The following is a 15,437-nucleotide window of genomic DNA, read 5'->3' as shown; positions in this document are numbered from 1 at the left end:
CCCCTGTCGCCGAAGATTGAGGACGAAGAAGACTGTGCCGTCGCTGTCGCTATCGAAGCTGCTCCGTGTTGGTGAAGGTCGCATGGTCAAGCGGCTCAAGCACATCGCCGAGCATGTGGAATCTCTGTCGCCCGATGTCGAAGGCCTGACAGACGAGCAACTCAAAGCCAAGACCACCGAGTTCCGTGAGCGCTATGCCGCCGGGGAAACTCTCGACGAGTTGCTGCCCGAGGCATTCTCCGTGGCCCGTGAGACGTCGTGGCGCGTGATCAACCAGAAGCACTTCCACGTGCAGATCATGGGTGGCGCGGCCCTGCACTTCGGCAACGTCGCCGAGATGAAGACCGGTGAGGGCAAGACTCTGACGTCGGTTCTTCCGGCTTATCTCAACGCGATCGCCGGTGACGGCGTCCATGTGGTCACGACCAACGACTACCTCGCCAAGCGTGACTCCGAGTGGATGGGTCGCGTTCACCGCGCCCTCGGCCTCGAGACCAGTGTGATCCTGTCGGGCATGACGCCGGCCGAGCGCCGCGTCGCCTACGCAGCCGACATCACGTACGGCACCAACAACGAGTTCGGCTTCGACTACCTGCGCGACAACATGACGCATTCGCTGGACGACCTGGTCCAGCGTGGCCACGCGTTTGCCATCGTGGACGAGGTCGACTCGATCCTCATCGACGAAGCCCGAACCCCGCTCATCATCTCGGGCCCGGCCGACGGCTCCAGCAAGTGGTACAGCGAGTTCGCTCGCATCGCGCCGCTGCTGAAGAAGGACGTCCACTACGAGGTCGACATCCGCAAGCGCACCATCGGTGTGCACGAGGCGGGCGTCGAACTGGTCGAGGACCAGCTCGGTATCGACAACCTGTACGAAGCCGCGAATTCTCCGTTGGTGAGCTACTTGAACAACGCGATCAAGGCCAAGGAGCTCTACACCAAGGACAAGGACTACATCGTCCGCGACGGTGAGGTCATCATCGTCGACGAGTTCACCGGCCGCGTGCTGGTCGGCCGCCGCTACAACGAGGGCATGCACCAGGCGATCGAGGCCAAGGAGAAGGTGGAGATCAAGGCGGAGAATCAGACTCTCGCCACCATCACCCTGCAGAACTACTTCCGTCTGTACGACAAGTTGTCCGGCATGACGGGTACCGCCGAGACGGAAGCTGCCGAGCTTCACCAGACTTACACCCTCGGTGTGATCCCGATCCCGACCAACCGTCCGATGGTCCGAGTCGACAACGGCGACCTCATCTACAAGACAGAGGAAGCCAAGTTCGACGCGGTGGTCGACGACGTCGTCGAGCGCCACGAGAACGGCCAGCCCGTCCTGATCGGTACCACCAGCGTCGAGCGCTCGGAGTACCTGTCCAAGCAGTTCACCAAGCGCGGCGTTGCACACAACGTCCTCAATGCGAAGTTCCACGAGAAGGAAGCGACCATCATCGCCGAGGCCGGTCGCTCCGGTGCGGTCACCGTCGCGACCAACATGGCCGGCCGTGGTACCGACGTCGTTCTCGGTGGTAACCCGGACATCATCGCGGACATCGCGCTGCGCAAGAAGGGCCTCGATCCGGTCACGACGCCGGACGAGTACGAAGCAGCCTGGGACGCAGTCCTGGACGAGGTCAAGGCTGAGGTCAAGGCAGACGCGGAGAAGGTCCGCGACGCCGGCGGCCTGTACGTTCTGGGCACCGAGCGTCACGAATCGCGTCGTATCGACAACCAGTTGCGCGGTCGTTCCGGACGTCAGGGTGATCCCGGCGAATCGCGGTTCTACCTTTCGCTCGGTGACGAGCTCATGCGTCGCTTCAACGGTTCGGCCCTCGAGTCGATCATGACGCGCCTCAACCTTCCCGACGACGTCCCGATCGAAGCCAAGATGGTCTCGAAGGCCATCAAGAGCGCTCAGACTCAGGTCGAGCAGCAGAACTTCGAAATTCGCAAGAATGTCCTCAAGTACGACGAGGTCATGAACCAGCAGCGAACGGTCATCTACAAGGAGCGCCGCCAGATCCTCGAGGGTGAGGACATGGAGGGCCAGGTCGAGCAGATGATCACTGACGTGGTCACCGCCTACGTCGACGGTGCGACCGCCGAGGGATACGTCGAGGACTGGGATCTCGAGCAGCTGTGGACCGCGCTCAAGACGCTCTACCCGGTCGGCATCGATCACAAGACGTTGGCAGGGGAGGACGGCGCAGGCATCAACAGTGACCTGAGCCGTGACGACCTGCGAACCGCTTTGCTCGAAGACGCCCACGCGGCGTACAAGAAGCGCGAAGCCGAGATCGATGCGATCGCCGGCGAAAACGGTATGCGTGAACTCGAGCGTCGTGTCTTCCTCTCGGTCCTGGACCGCAAGTGGCGAGAGCATCTCTACGAGATGGATTACCTCAAGGAGGGAATCGGTCTGCGTGCGATGGCCCAGCGCGATCCGCTGGTCGAGTACCAGCGCGAGGGTTACGACATGTTCATCGGCATGCTCGACGGATTGAAGGAAGAGTCCGTCGGATTCCTCTTCAACCTGCAGGTCGAGGCAGCTCCGGCGCAGCCCGCGAGCGGAATCTCCGTCACGGCCGGCTCGGCCGCTGCGGCGTCCGCCACGGCGCCCAAGCCGCTCCCGACGCAGGAAGCCGCAGCCAGGACAACCGGAACTGCTGCCCCGACGGCGTTGCGCGCCAAGGGACTTGACGACGAAGGTCCGTCGCGATTGACGTACACCGGCCCGGACGAGGACGGCAAGGCGAAGGCAACGCGTGACTCGGCCGCCGACTCCGGTGACGGGGCCGCCTCGCGCCGCGAACGTCGTGAAGCAGCACGGACGCAGTCGAAGAGCAATCGAGCTCCGAAGTCCAAGCGCAAGCGCTGAGGTTCAGTACAGCTGAGCTACCAGCGCAGTTAGTACTCAGCAGGCTGGACGGTCACACCACGTGTAGTGCGGTGACCGTCCAGCCTGTTCCGTCTGTATGGTCGATCCGACCCGCGACGGCAAATGTCTGCGTGCCTCGTGTGTACGTCGCACAGACTTCGGCGGTACTCTTCGACACTGCTTGAACGTGGGTGCGGTGAACGGCCGCGCCGCCCAGCTTCCGGGCAGAAAATTCCGAAGTATAAAGTCGCGCAACAACTTCCAGGACGGACGGCGTCAATACGCCCTTGAGTTGCCGCGGATTTCGTCGCCGGTCGACGGTTTCGAGAACCAGGCGAAGCGATCGGTTCCAGAAGATGTCGGCACCCGCCAACTGCGGTTCCAGCACGTGAGTGAAACCGGCACTGGGCGACGTCCCGTTGTGTGGCGACTTTCGTGGGCGACGCAGCATTCGGTCTGTTCGGCACTGCGCTCGGTCGGGTCGGCACTGCGGCCGCGTAAGCGCGACGGTATGCGCGTGAGGCTCGAATTGTGGTGCCGGCTCGAGAATGATTGTGCAGTCCTGCTCCATGACATCCCCCCGGATGATCGTGCGTCCGAGATGGTCGTCTCGGACTTCGCTCCCCCGAGCGATGGTGAGAAGCATGACACGAAACGCTCGAGATGTCGCCGTGATCACCATCGCGACTTAGGGTGATGGCGTGCGGGGACTTCTGTTGGATGTCGGTGGCGTGCTGTTCGGTCCGGGATCGGATCTCGACGGCTTGAGCGCGGTCGTGCGCGCGGTGAAGGCCCGCGGAATCGTGACGGGAATCGTCAGCAACGATCCCGGCGGTGCCAATGCTCAGTGGTTGCGGGATCTCGGAGACGGGGTCTTGGTCGACGACGTGATCTTGTCCGGTGATGTCGAGATGGCGAAGCCCGACGCCGAGATCTATCTGTTGGCGGCGAGTCGTTTGGGCGTCGAGCCGGAGGACTTCGTTTTCGTGGATGATCTCGAAATCAACGTCCGGGCGGCGGTGGCAGTCGGGATGGTCGGGGTCCACCACGTCGGCTCGGAATCGACCATCGAGGAGTTGTCGATTCTGTTCGATCTCGGCGACGGAGGGGACACGAAGCCATGGTGAACAGACTGACGACTCAGGATGCTGCTTTCTACTTCCTCGAAGCCGGGACGACGCCGATGCATGTCGGCTCGTTGGGGATCTTCCGGCAACTGCGAAACGGGATCGATCACGAGGAATTGCTTCGTCTGGTCGAAGAGCGGCTCGGATCGGTTCCGCGTTACCGCCAGCGAGTGCGTGAGGTGGCGTTCGGCCTGGCCCGCCCCGTCTGGGTGGACGACTCGGATTTCGACATCACCTATCACGTACGCCGATCGGCTCTGCCCAAACCAGGTTCCGACGAACAGCTGATGGATCTGATCGCGCGGCTGACGTCGAGACCCCTCGACAGCACGAGGCCGTTGTGGGAGATGTACCTGGTCGAGGGGCTGAGCAGAAACAGATTTGCCATCTTCACGAAGTCTCATTCGTCGTTGGTGGACGGCGAGGCGGCTCCAGAGATCAGTCAGGTGATCTTCGATCCGGAGAAGAATCGAGCTCCAGGCCCCGAAGAATTGTGGATGCCCGCCAGGCCACCGAGCGATACCAGCTTGTTGGTCAGTGCAATGGCAGATCTCGTGACGAGCCCGGGGGAGGGGATCGCGCGGGCGCGTGCAGCGTTCAACGACGTGACCACATCCGTCACCGAGGCTGTGAGTGCACTCGGGAAACTCGCGGAAGTGGTTCGAACGGCGACCCAGGTGGCCCCGTCGAGCCCGCTCAACGCCACCATCTCGCGCAATCGACGCCTTGCGGTGGCCAAGACGTCTCTCGAGGACTATCGACGTATTCGCGCGCGGTACGGGTGCGAGATCAATGACGTGATTCTCACCGTCATCGCAGGTGCGATGCGGAACTGGCTGCTCTCGCGTGGTGAGCCGGTGACCGAGGCGACCATCGTGCGGGCGATGGTGCCCATGTCGGTGTACACGGACGGCCCCGAGAGTCCCGACGTCGACGATCCGCAGGCGCCGGGGCATGTTTCGTCGTTCCTCATCGACCTGCCTGTCGGTGAACCCAACGCGGTTGTTCGGCTCTCTCACGTGGCGCATGCGACGGAGGCATTCGCGCGTCAGGGTCGGCGGGTCACCGCGCAGACGATGGTGCGAATGTCCGGGTTTGCGCCGGCGACGCTGCATGCGATGAGCTCCCGTGCGGCCAGTAGTCTGTCGCAGCGAATGTTCAACTTGATGATCACCAATGCGCCAGGGCCACAGTTCCCGCTCTACCTCGGTGGGGCTCGGATGCTGGAGATGTATCCGGTGTCGCCACTGCTCAAGAATCAGACACTCAGCATCGCCCTGACGTCGTACGACGGAAATGTCTACTACGGTTTGAATGCCGACCGTGACGCGATGTCGGACGTCGACGTCGTTCGTTCGCTGATCTTCGAGTCACTCGAGGAATTGACGGATGCGAGTCGGTGACGAACGAGCATGAAGGTGGTCTCATGAGGGTGTACGTACCGGCGACGGTCGAGATTTTGCAGAAGTTGGTCGCAGATCAGGAGTTCGACCCGATGAGCCGGACGGCTTTTGCGGTCACCCCGACTCTGCGTGAGTCGTACGCGGCGGGCGATGACGACGAGTTGGCCGAGGTCGCCATGGGGGAGGCTGCGCGTGCGTCGCTGCGGCTGATCGCCGGAACCGAGGGTGATGTCACCTTCCGGCGTGCTGTCGTTGCCGCCGACGTCGACGATGCCGATGTGAAGTTGCGGCCCGATCTCGACGATTCTGTAGTTCGATTGGCGGGTCCTGTGACGATGGCTCAGGTTGCATCTGTGCATGTCGACCTCGAACAGGCAGAATCGGACATCGAGCGCGCTGCTGGCATAGTCGACGCGGCGGATCTCGGTGACGCCGATGCCGAGTTCACGCTCGGCGACGCGGAGGACCACGAGTTGGCGTGGTACGCCGCGCAAGAGTTGCCGTTCTTGCTCGACCTGCTGTGAATGTGCTTACCGTGAAGTAACCTACGGTACCGTAACCTGATAACCTACGGTACCGTAGGCAGTGGGTTCGGAAGGTGAGAGGTGGAGGTCTGATGGGTCTGAAGGACTGGATCGAGGCACCGGCAGCGTCGGTAGTTCCGGCAGCGCGGTCGAAGCTCAATCTGCTTCGTGGTGCGGCGGCTCGGCTGACCACACCATTGCTTCCCGACGACTACCTGCACCTCGCAAATCCGTTGTGGTCCGCCCGCGAGCTGCGTGGTCAGATCGTCGAAGTCCGGCCTGAGACCACGGATTCGGCGACCATCGTCATCAAGCCGGGGTGGGGATTCGACTTCAATTACCAGCCGGGGCAGTACATCGGCATCGGTCTGCATATCGACGGACGCTGGCATTGGCGGTCGTACTCACTTACTTCGCCTCCCAACTGGGAGAACAAGCGCATTTCCATCGCGGTCAAGGCCATGCCAGAGGGCTTTCTCTCGAGCCACCTCGTCAGCGGGGCCGTGCCGTCGGGAACCATCGTTCGACTGGCCACGCCTTCGGGTAACTTCGCGTTGCCGGATCCGCCGCCGGAGAAGATCCTGTTCATCACCGCCGGCAGTGGCATCACTCCGGTCATGGGCATGCTGCGGACGATGAACCGGCGCGGTCAATTGCCCGACGTCATGCACATCCACTCGGCTCCGACGGAATCCGACGTGATGTTCGCCGACGAACTCACGGCACTGCACGCCGAGCACGAGGACTTCGTGAGTCACGTTCAGCTCACGCGCCGCGACGGAAAATTCAAACTCAGTTCCCTCGACACGGTCTGCCCCGACTGGCGTGAGCGCCACACCTGGGCGTGCGGACCCCTTCCGTTGCTCGACGAGCTCGAAGACGTCTGGAAGGCGGAAGGCATCGAGGATCGACTCCACATGGAGCGATTCGCGGTTTCGCGCATCGACGCCTCGGCGGACGGCGGCACGGTCACGTTCGAGAAGTCGGGTAAGACGATCACCGTCGACGGCGCGACGACGCTTCTGGAAGCCGGCGAGCAGTCCGGCGCCTTGATGCCCTTCGGTTGCCGCATGGGCATCTGCCAGACGTGTGTCGTGCCTCTCGTCGCCGGCCACGCAATCGACCTACGCTCGGGAAAACAGCACGCGGAGGGCGAGCGCATTCAGACGTGCATCTCCGCTGCCGCCGGCGACTGTACGCTGGACGCATAGCTTCTAGGCACACGGAGGACCACGGTGGCCATCACCGATATCAAAGAGTTTTCGCACCTCACCGAGGCCGATGTCGAAGCTCTCGGACGTGAACTCGATCAGATTCGACTCGACATCGAAGACTCTCGTGGAATCCGGGACGCCCGCTACATTCGTCGCGTCATTCGCGTCCAGCGGGCGTTGGAACTCGGTGGGCGTATCGCGCTGTTCGGCAGTCGGTACCGACCGGCATGGCTGGTCGGTACGACCCTGCTGAGCCTGTCGAAGATCATCGAGAACATGGAGCTCGGGCATAACGTCATGCACGGGCAATGGGACTGGATGAACGATCCCGAGATTCACTCCGTTTCGTGGGAGTGGGATCAGACCGGTCCTTCCGAGCACTGGAAGCGTGCCCACAACTACCAGCACCACACGTACACCAACGTCGTCGGGATGGACGAGGACCTCGGTTTCGGGATCCTGCGTATGACGCGTGACGAGCCGTGGAAGCCGATCAACCTCTTCCAGCCGATCGCCAACGTGATCTTGGCGGCCACGTTCGAGTGGGGCATCGCGCTGCACGACCTCACGGCGGCAGCCGAGTTGGAGGGCGCGGAAAAGGGGCAACTGAACTCGCAGGCGAACAAAGACTTCGCGCGCAAGATCTTTCGTCAGGTGGGCAAGGACTTCATCTTGTTCCCCGCGCTGACGGGGCCGGCGTGGAAGTCGACCATGACGGCCAATGCCACCGCGAATCTCGTGCGCAACCTGTGGGCGTACGTCGTCATCTTCTGTGGTCACTTCCCGGACGGCGCCGAGAAGTTCACCGTTGCCGAATTCGAGCAGGAGACTCGTCACGAGTGGTACCTGCGCCAAATGCTCGGTAGCGCGAACTTCAATTCGGGCAAGCTCATGGGACTCATGAGTGGCAACTTGAGCTACCAGATCGAGCACCACGTCTTCCCTGATCTGCCGAGCAACCGCTACCCCGAAATTGCCGTGAAGATGCGTGCATTGTGCGAGAAGTTCGATCTCCCGTACACCACCGGTTCCCTCTTCAAGCAGTATCTCCTGGCGCTGCGCACGATCCACAAGCTGGCCTTGCCGGACAAGTGGCTGACTGCGACCTCGGACAATGCTCCGGAAACGTCCTCGGAACTACGGTTCCGCGACTCAGGGTTCCGGGACGCAGCCATGGCGATGGTCGAGGACCTGCGTACCGATCCGGTCACCGGCAAGCGCCTCGGATTGTTGACCGCACTCAAGTCGCAGGCGCGTTCTCGCATGCCGAAGCGCCGGAAGTGATATAGGTTACATCGGGAAAAACCTAACCTACGGTGCCGTAAGTTACGCTACAGTAGGTGCAGTTGATCTGAACGATTCGAAGTCATGATCGTTCTGCACTTACTACTTTGCGCCTAACTCACTGCTAGGAGGCTTTCCATGGCGATTGCAGATGTCAAGGAATATGCACATCTCACGGACGCCGACATCGAGGCGCTCGGCCGCGAACTCGACGCGATTCGTCGCGACATCGAGGAGTCGCGCGGCGAAAAGGACGCGCGCTACGTGCGCAACGTCATTCGCCTGCAGCGTTCACTCGAAATCGGCGGCCGCGCAGTGCTTTTCGCCAGCCGTCGCCGTCCGGCGTGGCTCGCCGGAGTTGGCCTGCTGACGCTCTCGAAGATCATCGAGAACATGGAACTCGGGCACAACGTGATGCACGGGCAGTGGGACTGGATGAACGACCCGGAGATCCACTCCACCTCGTGGGAGTGGGACGTCACCGGCCCGTCTGCGCACTGGAAGCAGACCCACAACTACCTGCATCACAAGTACACCAACGTCCTCGGAATGGACGACGACGTCGGATACGGACTCCTGCGCGTCACCCGCGATCAGCGATGGAAGCCCTTCAACGCCGGCAATCTGGTCTACAACACGCTGCTCGCGCTGTTCTTCGAGTACGGCATCGCCGCACAGCACCTCGAGCTCGGCAAGGTGGCCAAGGGCCGCGCCGACAAGGAAGAGACCCAGCGCAAGCTCCGCGAGGTCGGCGAGAAGATCGGCAAGCAGGTCCTGCGCGACTACGTCATCTACCCGGCCATCACCGGCCCGGCGTGGAAGAGCACGTTGTCGGCCAACTTCACCGCCAACACCCTGCGGAACGTGTGGACCAACGCGGTCATCTTCTGCGGTCACTTCCCGGACGGTGCCGAGAAGTTCACCAAGGAAGACATCGACAAGGAAACGCAGGCTCAGTGGTACCTGCGTCAGATGCTCGGTAGCGCCAACATCGAGGGCAGCGCGCTCATGGACTTCATGACGGGCAACCTGAGCTACCAGATCGAGCATCACCTGTTCCCCGATCTGCCCAGCAACCGCTACAAGGACATCGCGGTCACGGTGCGTCAGCTCGCGGACAAGTACGACCTGCCGTACACGACGGGCCCACTTGCCGTGCAGTACGCCAAGTCCTGGCGCACCATCGCCAAGCTGTCGCTGCCCAACAAGTACCTCAAGGACACCGTCGACAATGCGCCCGAGACGGCGTCGGAGCGGATGTTCGACGGCGAACTGACGTCGACTGTCGATCCCGTGACCGGCCGTCGTAACGGTCTCAAGAGCGCCATCGCACGTAAGCGCAAGAGTGGAAAGCTGCGCAGCCTCCTCGGCCTGCGCTGATTTCCCGCCTGCGCTGACCAGACGCAACAAGCGGCCCGGCACCATTCGACATGGTGCCGGGCCGCTTTGCTGTTCTCGCGCTGGGGCGTCGTGCAGGGGTGTCGCTCAGTACTGATCGTTGGACTTGATCGCTTCCAGCAGTTGTCGCACAGCGACGACGCGTCGAGCGGATTTGCCCTCCAGCAGGTCGAGCTTGCATTCGGGGTCTGCCGGCGGCCCGAGGTGCGTGCATCCGCGCGGGCAATCCTCGATCGCCGCAGCGAGATCCGAGAATGCAGCCACCACGTTCTCGGGCGAGATGTGCGCCAGACCGAACGAACGGATGCCCGGGGTGTCGATCACCCAGCCGCCACCGGCGAGGGGGAGTGCCACCGATTGCGTCGATGTGTGCCGGCCCTTGCCGACGCCGGATACGATGCCGACCGCTCGATTGGCATCGGGGACAAGGCGATTGACCAATGTCGATTTTCCGACGCCGGAATGTCCGATCAGGGCGGTCAACTTGTGCTCGAGGATCTGCGTCAGTTCGTCCAGGGGATCGTCGCGACCGGCGACGACCACTTGGATGTCGAGGTCGGCGAAAGTGCTCGCGAATTCCTCGGGTGGTTCGAGGTCGCTCTTGGTCAGGCAGACGATTGGTGTCAGGCCACCCACGTAGGCGGCGACCAGTGCGCGCTCGACAAAACCGGTGCGCGGTGGGGGATCGGCGAGTGCTACGACGATGAGCAACTGCTCCGCGTTCGCGACGACGATGCGTTCGAAGGGATCAGTGTCGTCGGCCGTCCGTCGCAGAACCGTAGAACGCTCGGAGACCCGGACAATGCGGGCCAGGGTATCGGTTTTGCCGGACAGATCGCCGACGATGTCCACCTGATCGCCGACGACGATGGGGGTTCGGCCAAGTTCGCGGGCTCGCATCGTGACGATCAGCCGGTCGGGATCGCCGCCGAGGACGCAACCCCAACGGCCACGATCCTTCGACACCACCATCCCTGATTCGGCCGAGAGATGTTCGGGCCGAGTCTTCGTACGGGGGCGGGATCCGCGGCCGGGACGTACCCGGACGTCGGACTCGTCGTACTGCCGCGGACTCAGAAGCTTGCCTTCGGTGTCGCCGGCGAACTCTCGAGCATGTCGATCCACATGTTCTCGAAGCCGGGCAGTGTCTTGGCTGTGGTTCCGACATCGTCGACGTCGACGCCGTCGACGACCAGGCCGATGATGGCGCCGGCTGTTGCCATGCGGTGGTCGGCATACGAGAGCCATTGTCCGCCATGGAGTTCCGCGGGAACGATCGTCAGGCCGTCGTCGGTTTCGGTGACCGAGCCGCCGAGCTTGTTGATCTCGTCGGCGAGGGCGGCCAGACGGTCGGTCTCGTGCCCGCGCAGGTGTGCAATACCTCGTAGATGCGAGGTGCCCTCGGCGAGAGCGGCCAGGGCCGCGACGGTGGGGGTCAGCTCTCCCACGTCGTGGAGGTCGATGTCGATGCCGCGCAGTTTCTCCGGGCCGCGAACGGTCAGCACGCCGTCGGCAAGAGTGACGTCGGCGCCCATCGAGGCGAGGATCCCGCGGATCGCGTCGCCGGGCTGCGTCGTCGACGACGGCCACATCGGGACGCTGACGGTTCCGCCGGTAACAGCGGCTGCGGCCAGGAACGGTGTGGCGTTGGAGAGATCGGGTTCGATCGCCCAGTCCACGGCGCGCACCGGCCCCGGTGCCACCCGCCACGTGTCTGCGTCTCCGCCCGTGGCCGGTGTCGTCACGGAAACTCCGGATTGGCGGAGCATCTCGACGGTCATGTCGATGTGTGGCATGGACGGGACGGGCTTGCCGTCGTGGTGAACGGTGACACCCTCTTCGAAGGCAGCAGCCGAGAGCAGGAGACCGGAGACGAACTGCGACGAGCCGGATGCGTCGATGGTGACCGTTCCTCCGCGTAGGGATCCGGTTCCGGTGACGGTGAACGGGAGTGCGTCACCCTCGATCCGAGCGCCGAGACCGCGCAGTGCCTCCAAGATGGTGCCGAGGGGGCGTGTGCGTGCTTGCTCGTCGCCGTCGAAGCGGACGATGCCGTCGGCCATCGCGGCGAGTGGCGGCAGGAAGCGCATCACGGTGCCGGCCAGGCCGCAGTCGACCTCGCCGCCGCGCAGGGGCCCAGGGGTGATGCGAAGCGTGGTCGGATCGCCGGCTTCCTCGACTCCGATGCCGAGGTCACGCAGAGCTGCGATCATCAGGTCGGCGTCACGGCTGCGAAGTGCACCGGTGATCGTGGACGGGCCATCCGCAAGTGCGGCAAGAATCAGAGCTCGATTGGTGATGGACTTGGATCCGGGCAGCGTCACCACTGCATCGACGGGTGCTTGGGCCCTCGGGGCGCTCCACAGACTCAGACTCACATGGTCCATCTTCTCTCATCGGTGGGGGAATGGTCGAAACCGTGCCACCCTGGGTGTCATGTGCGGAAGGTATGCGACCACAGCGGACCCGGCCACCCTGGCGGTGGAACTCGATGCGCTCGACGAGACGGACCACTCGGCGCCCGTCGAAGCCGACTACAACGTGGCCCCCACGACCGAGGTGTTGACCGTCGTCGAACGCCGCGATCGGGAGAACCCCGACAGCGATCCGACCAAGAGGATTCGGCGGATGCGGTGGGGATTGGTGCCGTCGTGGACCAAGGAGCTGGGCAAAGGCCCTGTCCTGTTCAACGCCCGCGCCGACTCGCTGGCGGAGAAGCCGGCGTTTCGGACCGCCTTCAAGTTCAAGCGTTGCCTGGTCCCCATGGACGGGTGGTACGAGTGGCAGACCGAGGCCACCGGCGGGAAAAAGGCAGCGAAGATTCCTTACTACATGCACCCCGACGACGGATCACGGCTGTTCATGGCGGGCGTGTGGTCTGCCTGGCGGGACCCGAGGGTCGAGAACGCGGGCCCCGTCCTGAGCTGCTCGATCGTCACAGTCGACTCTCTCGGTCACCTCGAGCAGGTTCACGACCGCATGCCCCTCGCCCTGCCTCGTGACCGCTGGGAGGCATGGCTCGATCCCGACAACACCGTCGATTCGGCTCTGCTCGAACCGGTACCGGACCTCTTCGAGCGGATCGACGTCGATCGAGTCCGGCCGCTGGTCAACAGTGTCAAGAACAACGGGCACGAGTTGATCGAGCCGGACGTCGACCGTGCCGGCGAGCAGATCAGCCTGCTCTAGTGGTCAGCCGAGAGCCCAGGTAACGGTCACCTCGAACGAGACCTGCTGGGTTCCCGGGGCGAGAACCATGTCGGACATCGAGGCGTCGGGAGCGCGCATGGTCTGACCGCCGCTCGTGTCGTGTGCCTCGGTGATGGTCACGACGTTCTCGAGCGACGTACCGGACAGATCCGCGTACTGCTCGGCACGGTTCTTGGCGTCTTCGAAGGCCCGGGTGCGAGCGTCGGCCAGAAGCTGAGAGTCGTCGTCGATGGCGAAGGCGACGTTGCCGAGCCGTGCCGCGTTTCCGCCCGCCGCGATGCCGGCGTCCAGGACAGAAGAGGCCTTGTCGAGATCGCGTACGACGATTCGTACCGAGTTGGTTGCCCGGTAGCCGGTCACGTTGCCGCCGACAAACGGTCCGCCGCTGGCGTCGTACTGCGGCTGGACGGACAGATCGCTTGTCTGCACGTCCTCGGGGGCCACACCGGCGGCGACTATCGCGTCGATCATCTGACGGGCCTTGTCATTCGACTCCGAGACCGCTCCCGATACATCCGGGGCAACCACCTCGATGCCGATGTCGGCATTGAGGATGTCCGGAGCCCCGCGGACCTGCCCTGATCCGACTACCGTGACTTCCTTGGCGGCATTGTCCGAACTCCCGCAGGCCGTCAGAGAGACGGTGAGAGCTGCCGCTGCAGCGGTCAGTGCAAGAGTTTTCAGGTGTGGTCGCATGGTGAGACCGTAGCGACCGGATACTCAGCCCGCCGTGATTTGCGCCGTGACCGCGCCACTCAGCTGCACGAGGTGCGTCGGAGCCAGCTCGATCTCGAGCCCGCGTCGACCGGCGCTGCAGAGAATGCGGTCCCAGTCGAGCGCCGACGCATCGATCACGGTCGGCAGTTTCTTGCGTTGGCCGAGCGGTGAGATACCGCCGAAGACGTAGCCGCTCGAGCGCTCGGCTTCGGCGCGATCGGCCATGACGGCTTTGCTCGCACCGAGGGCAGCGGCTGCGGCTTTGAGCGAGAGCTTGTTCGGGACCGGCAGGACCGCGACGGCGAGCTTGCCGGTGTCGAGTTTGACGACCAAGGTCTTGAAGATCTGTGCGGCCTCGACTCCTGCCAACTCGGCCAGTGCAGTGACCGCCTCGTCGCCGAACGATTCGGCGCGAGGATCGTGGTCGTAGCTGTGAACGCGGTGCGGTGTCTTCGACTTGTCGAGAAGTACGGTCGCAGGGGTCGCTGTTCCGGCCATGAGGAACACCCTATGTGGATCGCCGACAGGTACATCCGACCAGGCCGGGAACAGAGTCGCAGACTCCCGTGTTGGTACCAGTTGATGAAACTTGTCCCGAGAAGCGAAGGAGCGACCGTGCTGGCTGTGTGTGAGCCACCACCGGCCCGTGGGTCGGATCTTCAGTTGGCGGTAACCTTGATCCCTACGGCTAGTGAAGGGATCAGAGTGCTGGAACACGACCGGCCCAAGGACGAACCGTCAGGGGTAACTGAACCTATCGACGGCGCTGTGTCCGAAACGCCCGAAACTGCGGATGAGTTGATTGCCCGGTTCGAGCGCGACGCGCTCCCGCTGCTCGACCAGTTGTACGGCGCTGCCCTGCGCATGACGCGGAATCCGGCTGATGCCGAGGATCTCGTGCAGGAGACGTACGTCAAGGCGTACACCGCTTTCCGTTCGTTCCGTGCCGGTACCAACCTGAAAGCCTGGCTGTACCGGATTCTCACGAACACCTACATCAACTCGTACCGAAAGAAGCAGCGCCAACCCGCGCAGTATCCGACGGACGAGATCACCGACTGGCAGTTGGCCGCCACCGCCGAGCACACCTCGACGGGGCTGCGATCGGCCGAGGTGGAGGCGCTCGACGCGTTGCCTGACGACGACATCAAGGCGGCGCTGCAGTCGCTTCCCGAGGAATTCCGTATGGCCGTGTACTACGCCGATGTCGAAGGATTCCCGTACAAGGAGATCGCGGAGATCATGGGCACACCCATCGGAACGGTGATGTCGCGACTGCACCGTGGTCGCAAGCAATTGCGTGGTCTCTTGGCCGATGTCGCAAAAGACCGGGGATTCAATCGGGACGGCGCGGTCGACACAGCCACAGTCGCAGCCACCGAGACGGAAGGTGTCACACGATGAGTGAGCAGGACGAATTCGAAAGGCTCGACTGCTCGGCAGTCATCGCCGACGTCTGGTTGATGCTCGACGGAGAATGCGACGATTCAAGTCGTGCTCGCCTGCAGCGTCATATCGACGATTGTGGATCGTGCCTCGAGGCCTACGGGATCGAGGAGAAGGTCAAGAGCCTGATCAACCGTAAGTGCGGTGGAGACCACGCGCCGGAAAGCCTGCGTCAGCGGCTCACCGTCGAGTTGCGTCGGACCATCGTCATAACGACTACCGAAACCGACAGCTAG

General features: G+C 63.2%; 15 protein-coding genes. 10 read left to right on the top strand and 5 right to left on the bottom strand.

What is annotated here, in order from left to right:
• Positions 1 to 34 precede the first annotated feature (34 nt).
• Positions 35 to 2,878 (top strand): preprotein translocase subunit SecA, encoded by a 2,844-nt coding sequence (secA, locus tag QM596_RS14185; protein WP_046378336.1) that lies wholly within the window; start codon positions 35 to 37, stop codon positions 2,876 to 2,878.
• A 52-nt stretch (positions 2,879 to 2,930) separates the two neighbouring features.
• Here the strand turns inward: secA and QM596_RS14180 are convergent, their stop codons facing one another.
• A complete protein-coding gene (locus tag QM596_RS14180) occupies positions 2,931 to 3,524 on the bottom strand; it encodes an Rv3235 family protein (protein WP_020969220.1) in 594 nt (197 codons plus the stop codon).
• Between the two features lie 55 nt (positions 3,525 to 3,579).
• Here QM596_RS14180 and QM596_RS14175 point away from each other — a divergent pair, with 55 nt between their 5' ends.
• From QM596_RS14175 to QM596_RS14150, 6 genes are all read left to right on the top strand, one after another.
• On the top strand, positions 3,580 to 4,005 hold the full coding sequence (locus tag QM596_RS14175; RefSeq protein WP_021343720.1) for an HAD-IA family hydrolase: 426 nt from the start codon (positions 3,580 to 3,582) through the stop codon (positions 4,003 to 4,005).
• A complete protein-coding gene (locus tag QM596_RS14170; protein ID WP_020969222.1) occupies positions 3,999 to 5,408 on the top strand; it encodes a WS/DGAT/MGAT family O-acyltransferase in 1,410 nt (469 codons plus the stop codon). Before QM596_RS14175 ends, QM596_RS14170 begins: the two co-directional genes overlap by 7 nt.
• Positions 5,409 to 5,431: 23 nt before the next feature.
• Complete coding sequence (locus tag QM596_RS14165; RefSeq protein WP_020969223.1) at positions 5,432 to 5,932, top strand: DUF6912 family protein; 501 nt, start codon at positions 5,432 to 5,434, stop codon at positions 5,930 to 5,932.
• A 92-nt stretch (positions 5,933 to 6,024) separates the two neighbouring features.
• Positions 6,025 to 7,143 carry a ferredoxin reductase gene (locus QM596_RS14160; RefSeq protein WP_003940928.1) on the top strand — a complete coding sequence of 373 codons (1,119 nt, stop codon included), beginning with the start codon at positions 6,025 to 6,027 and terminating at the stop codon, positions 7,141 to 7,143.
• Between the two features lie 24 nt (positions 7,144 to 7,167).
• On the top strand, positions 7,168 to 8,430 hold the full coding sequence (locus QM596_RS14155; protein ID WP_020907111.1) for a fatty acid desaturase family protein: 1,263 nt from the start codon (positions 7,168 to 7,170) through the stop codon (positions 8,428 to 8,430).
• A gap of 138 nt (positions 8,431 to 8,568) precedes the next feature.
• The gene (locus QM596_RS14150; protein ID WP_019747790.1) at positions 8,569 to 9,810 is read left to right on the top strand and encodes a fatty acid desaturase family protein; all 1,242 of its coding nucleotides are present in this window, start codon (positions 8,569 to 8,571) and stop codon (positions 9,808 to 9,810) included.
• A gap of 105 nt (positions 9,811 to 9,915) precedes the next feature.
• Here QM596_RS14150 and rsgA read toward each other — a convergent pair whose 3' ends face one another.
• Positions 9,916 to 10,953 (bottom strand): ribosome small subunit-dependent GTPase A, encoded by a 1,038-nt coding sequence (rsgA, locus tag QM596_RS14145; protein WP_007731200.1) that lies wholly within the window; start codon positions 10,951 to 10,953, stop codon positions 9,916 to 9,918.
• Positions 10,902 to 12,215, bottom strand: a complete 1,314-nt coding sequence (gene aroA, locus QM596_RS14140; RefSeq protein WP_019747791.1) for a 3-phosphoshikimate 1-carboxyvinyltransferase — start codon at positions 12,213 to 12,215, stop codon at positions 10,902 to 10,904. Before aroA ends, rsgA begins: the two co-directional genes overlap by 52 nt.
• A 49-nt stretch (positions 12,216 to 12,264) precedes the next feature.
• Here aroA and QM596_RS14135 point away from each other — a divergent pair, with 49 nt between their 5' ends.
• Positions 12,265 to 13,017, top strand: a complete 753-nt coding sequence (locus QM596_RS14135) for an SOS response-associated peptidase (RefSeq protein ID WP_283309222.1) — start codon at positions 12,265 to 12,267, stop codon at positions 13,015 to 13,017.
• Positions 13,018 to 13,020: 3 nt separating this feature from the next.
• On the opposite strand, the gene QM596_RS14130 is transcribed toward QM596_RS14135, so the two are convergent.
• Both QM596_RS14130 and ybaK read right to left on the bottom strand, forming a co-directional pair.
• Positions 13,021 to 13,734 carry an SIMPL domain-containing protein gene (locus QM596_RS14130; protein ID WP_019747793.1) on the bottom strand — a complete coding sequence of 238 codons (714 nt, stop codon included), beginning with the start codon at positions 13,732 to 13,734 and terminating at the stop codon, positions 13,021 to 13,023.
• Positions 13,735 to 13,758: 24 nt separating this feature from the next.
• A complete protein-coding gene (ybaK, locus tag QM596_RS14125; protein WP_070796272.1) occupies positions 13,759 to 14,253 on the bottom strand; it encodes a Cys-tRNA(Pro) deacylase in 495 nt (164 codons plus the stop codon).
• Positions 14,254 to 14,460: 207 nt separating this feature from the next.
• On the opposite strand from ybaK, the gene QM596_RS14120 reads away from it, so the two are divergent.
• Positions 14,461 to 15,159: a sigma-70 family RNA polymerase sigma factor gene (locus QM596_RS14120; RefSeq protein WP_019747795.1), complete on the top strand. Its 699-nt coding sequence runs from the start codon at positions 14,461 to 14,463 to the stop codon at positions 15,157 to 15,159.
• Positions 15,156 to 15,437 carry a mycothiol system anti-sigma-R factor gene (rsrA, locus tag QM596_RS14115; protein ID WP_003940722.1) on the top strand — a complete coding sequence of 94 codons (282 nt, stop codon included), beginning with the start codon at positions 15,156 to 15,158 and terminating at the stop codon, positions 15,435 to 15,437. The genes QM596_RS14120 and rsrA overlap by 4 nt, the downstream gene beginning before the upstream one ends.

Origin of the sequence: Rhodococcus sp. IEGM 1406 (genome assembly GCF_030056745.1) — a bacterium.
In the GTDB taxonomy this organism is placed as follows: domain Bacteria; phylum Actinomycetota; class Actinomycetes; order Mycobacteriales; family Mycobacteriaceae; genus Rhodococcus_F; species Rhodococcus_F erythropolis.
This window is presented reverse-complemented; position numbering and strand designations above follow the sequence as displayed.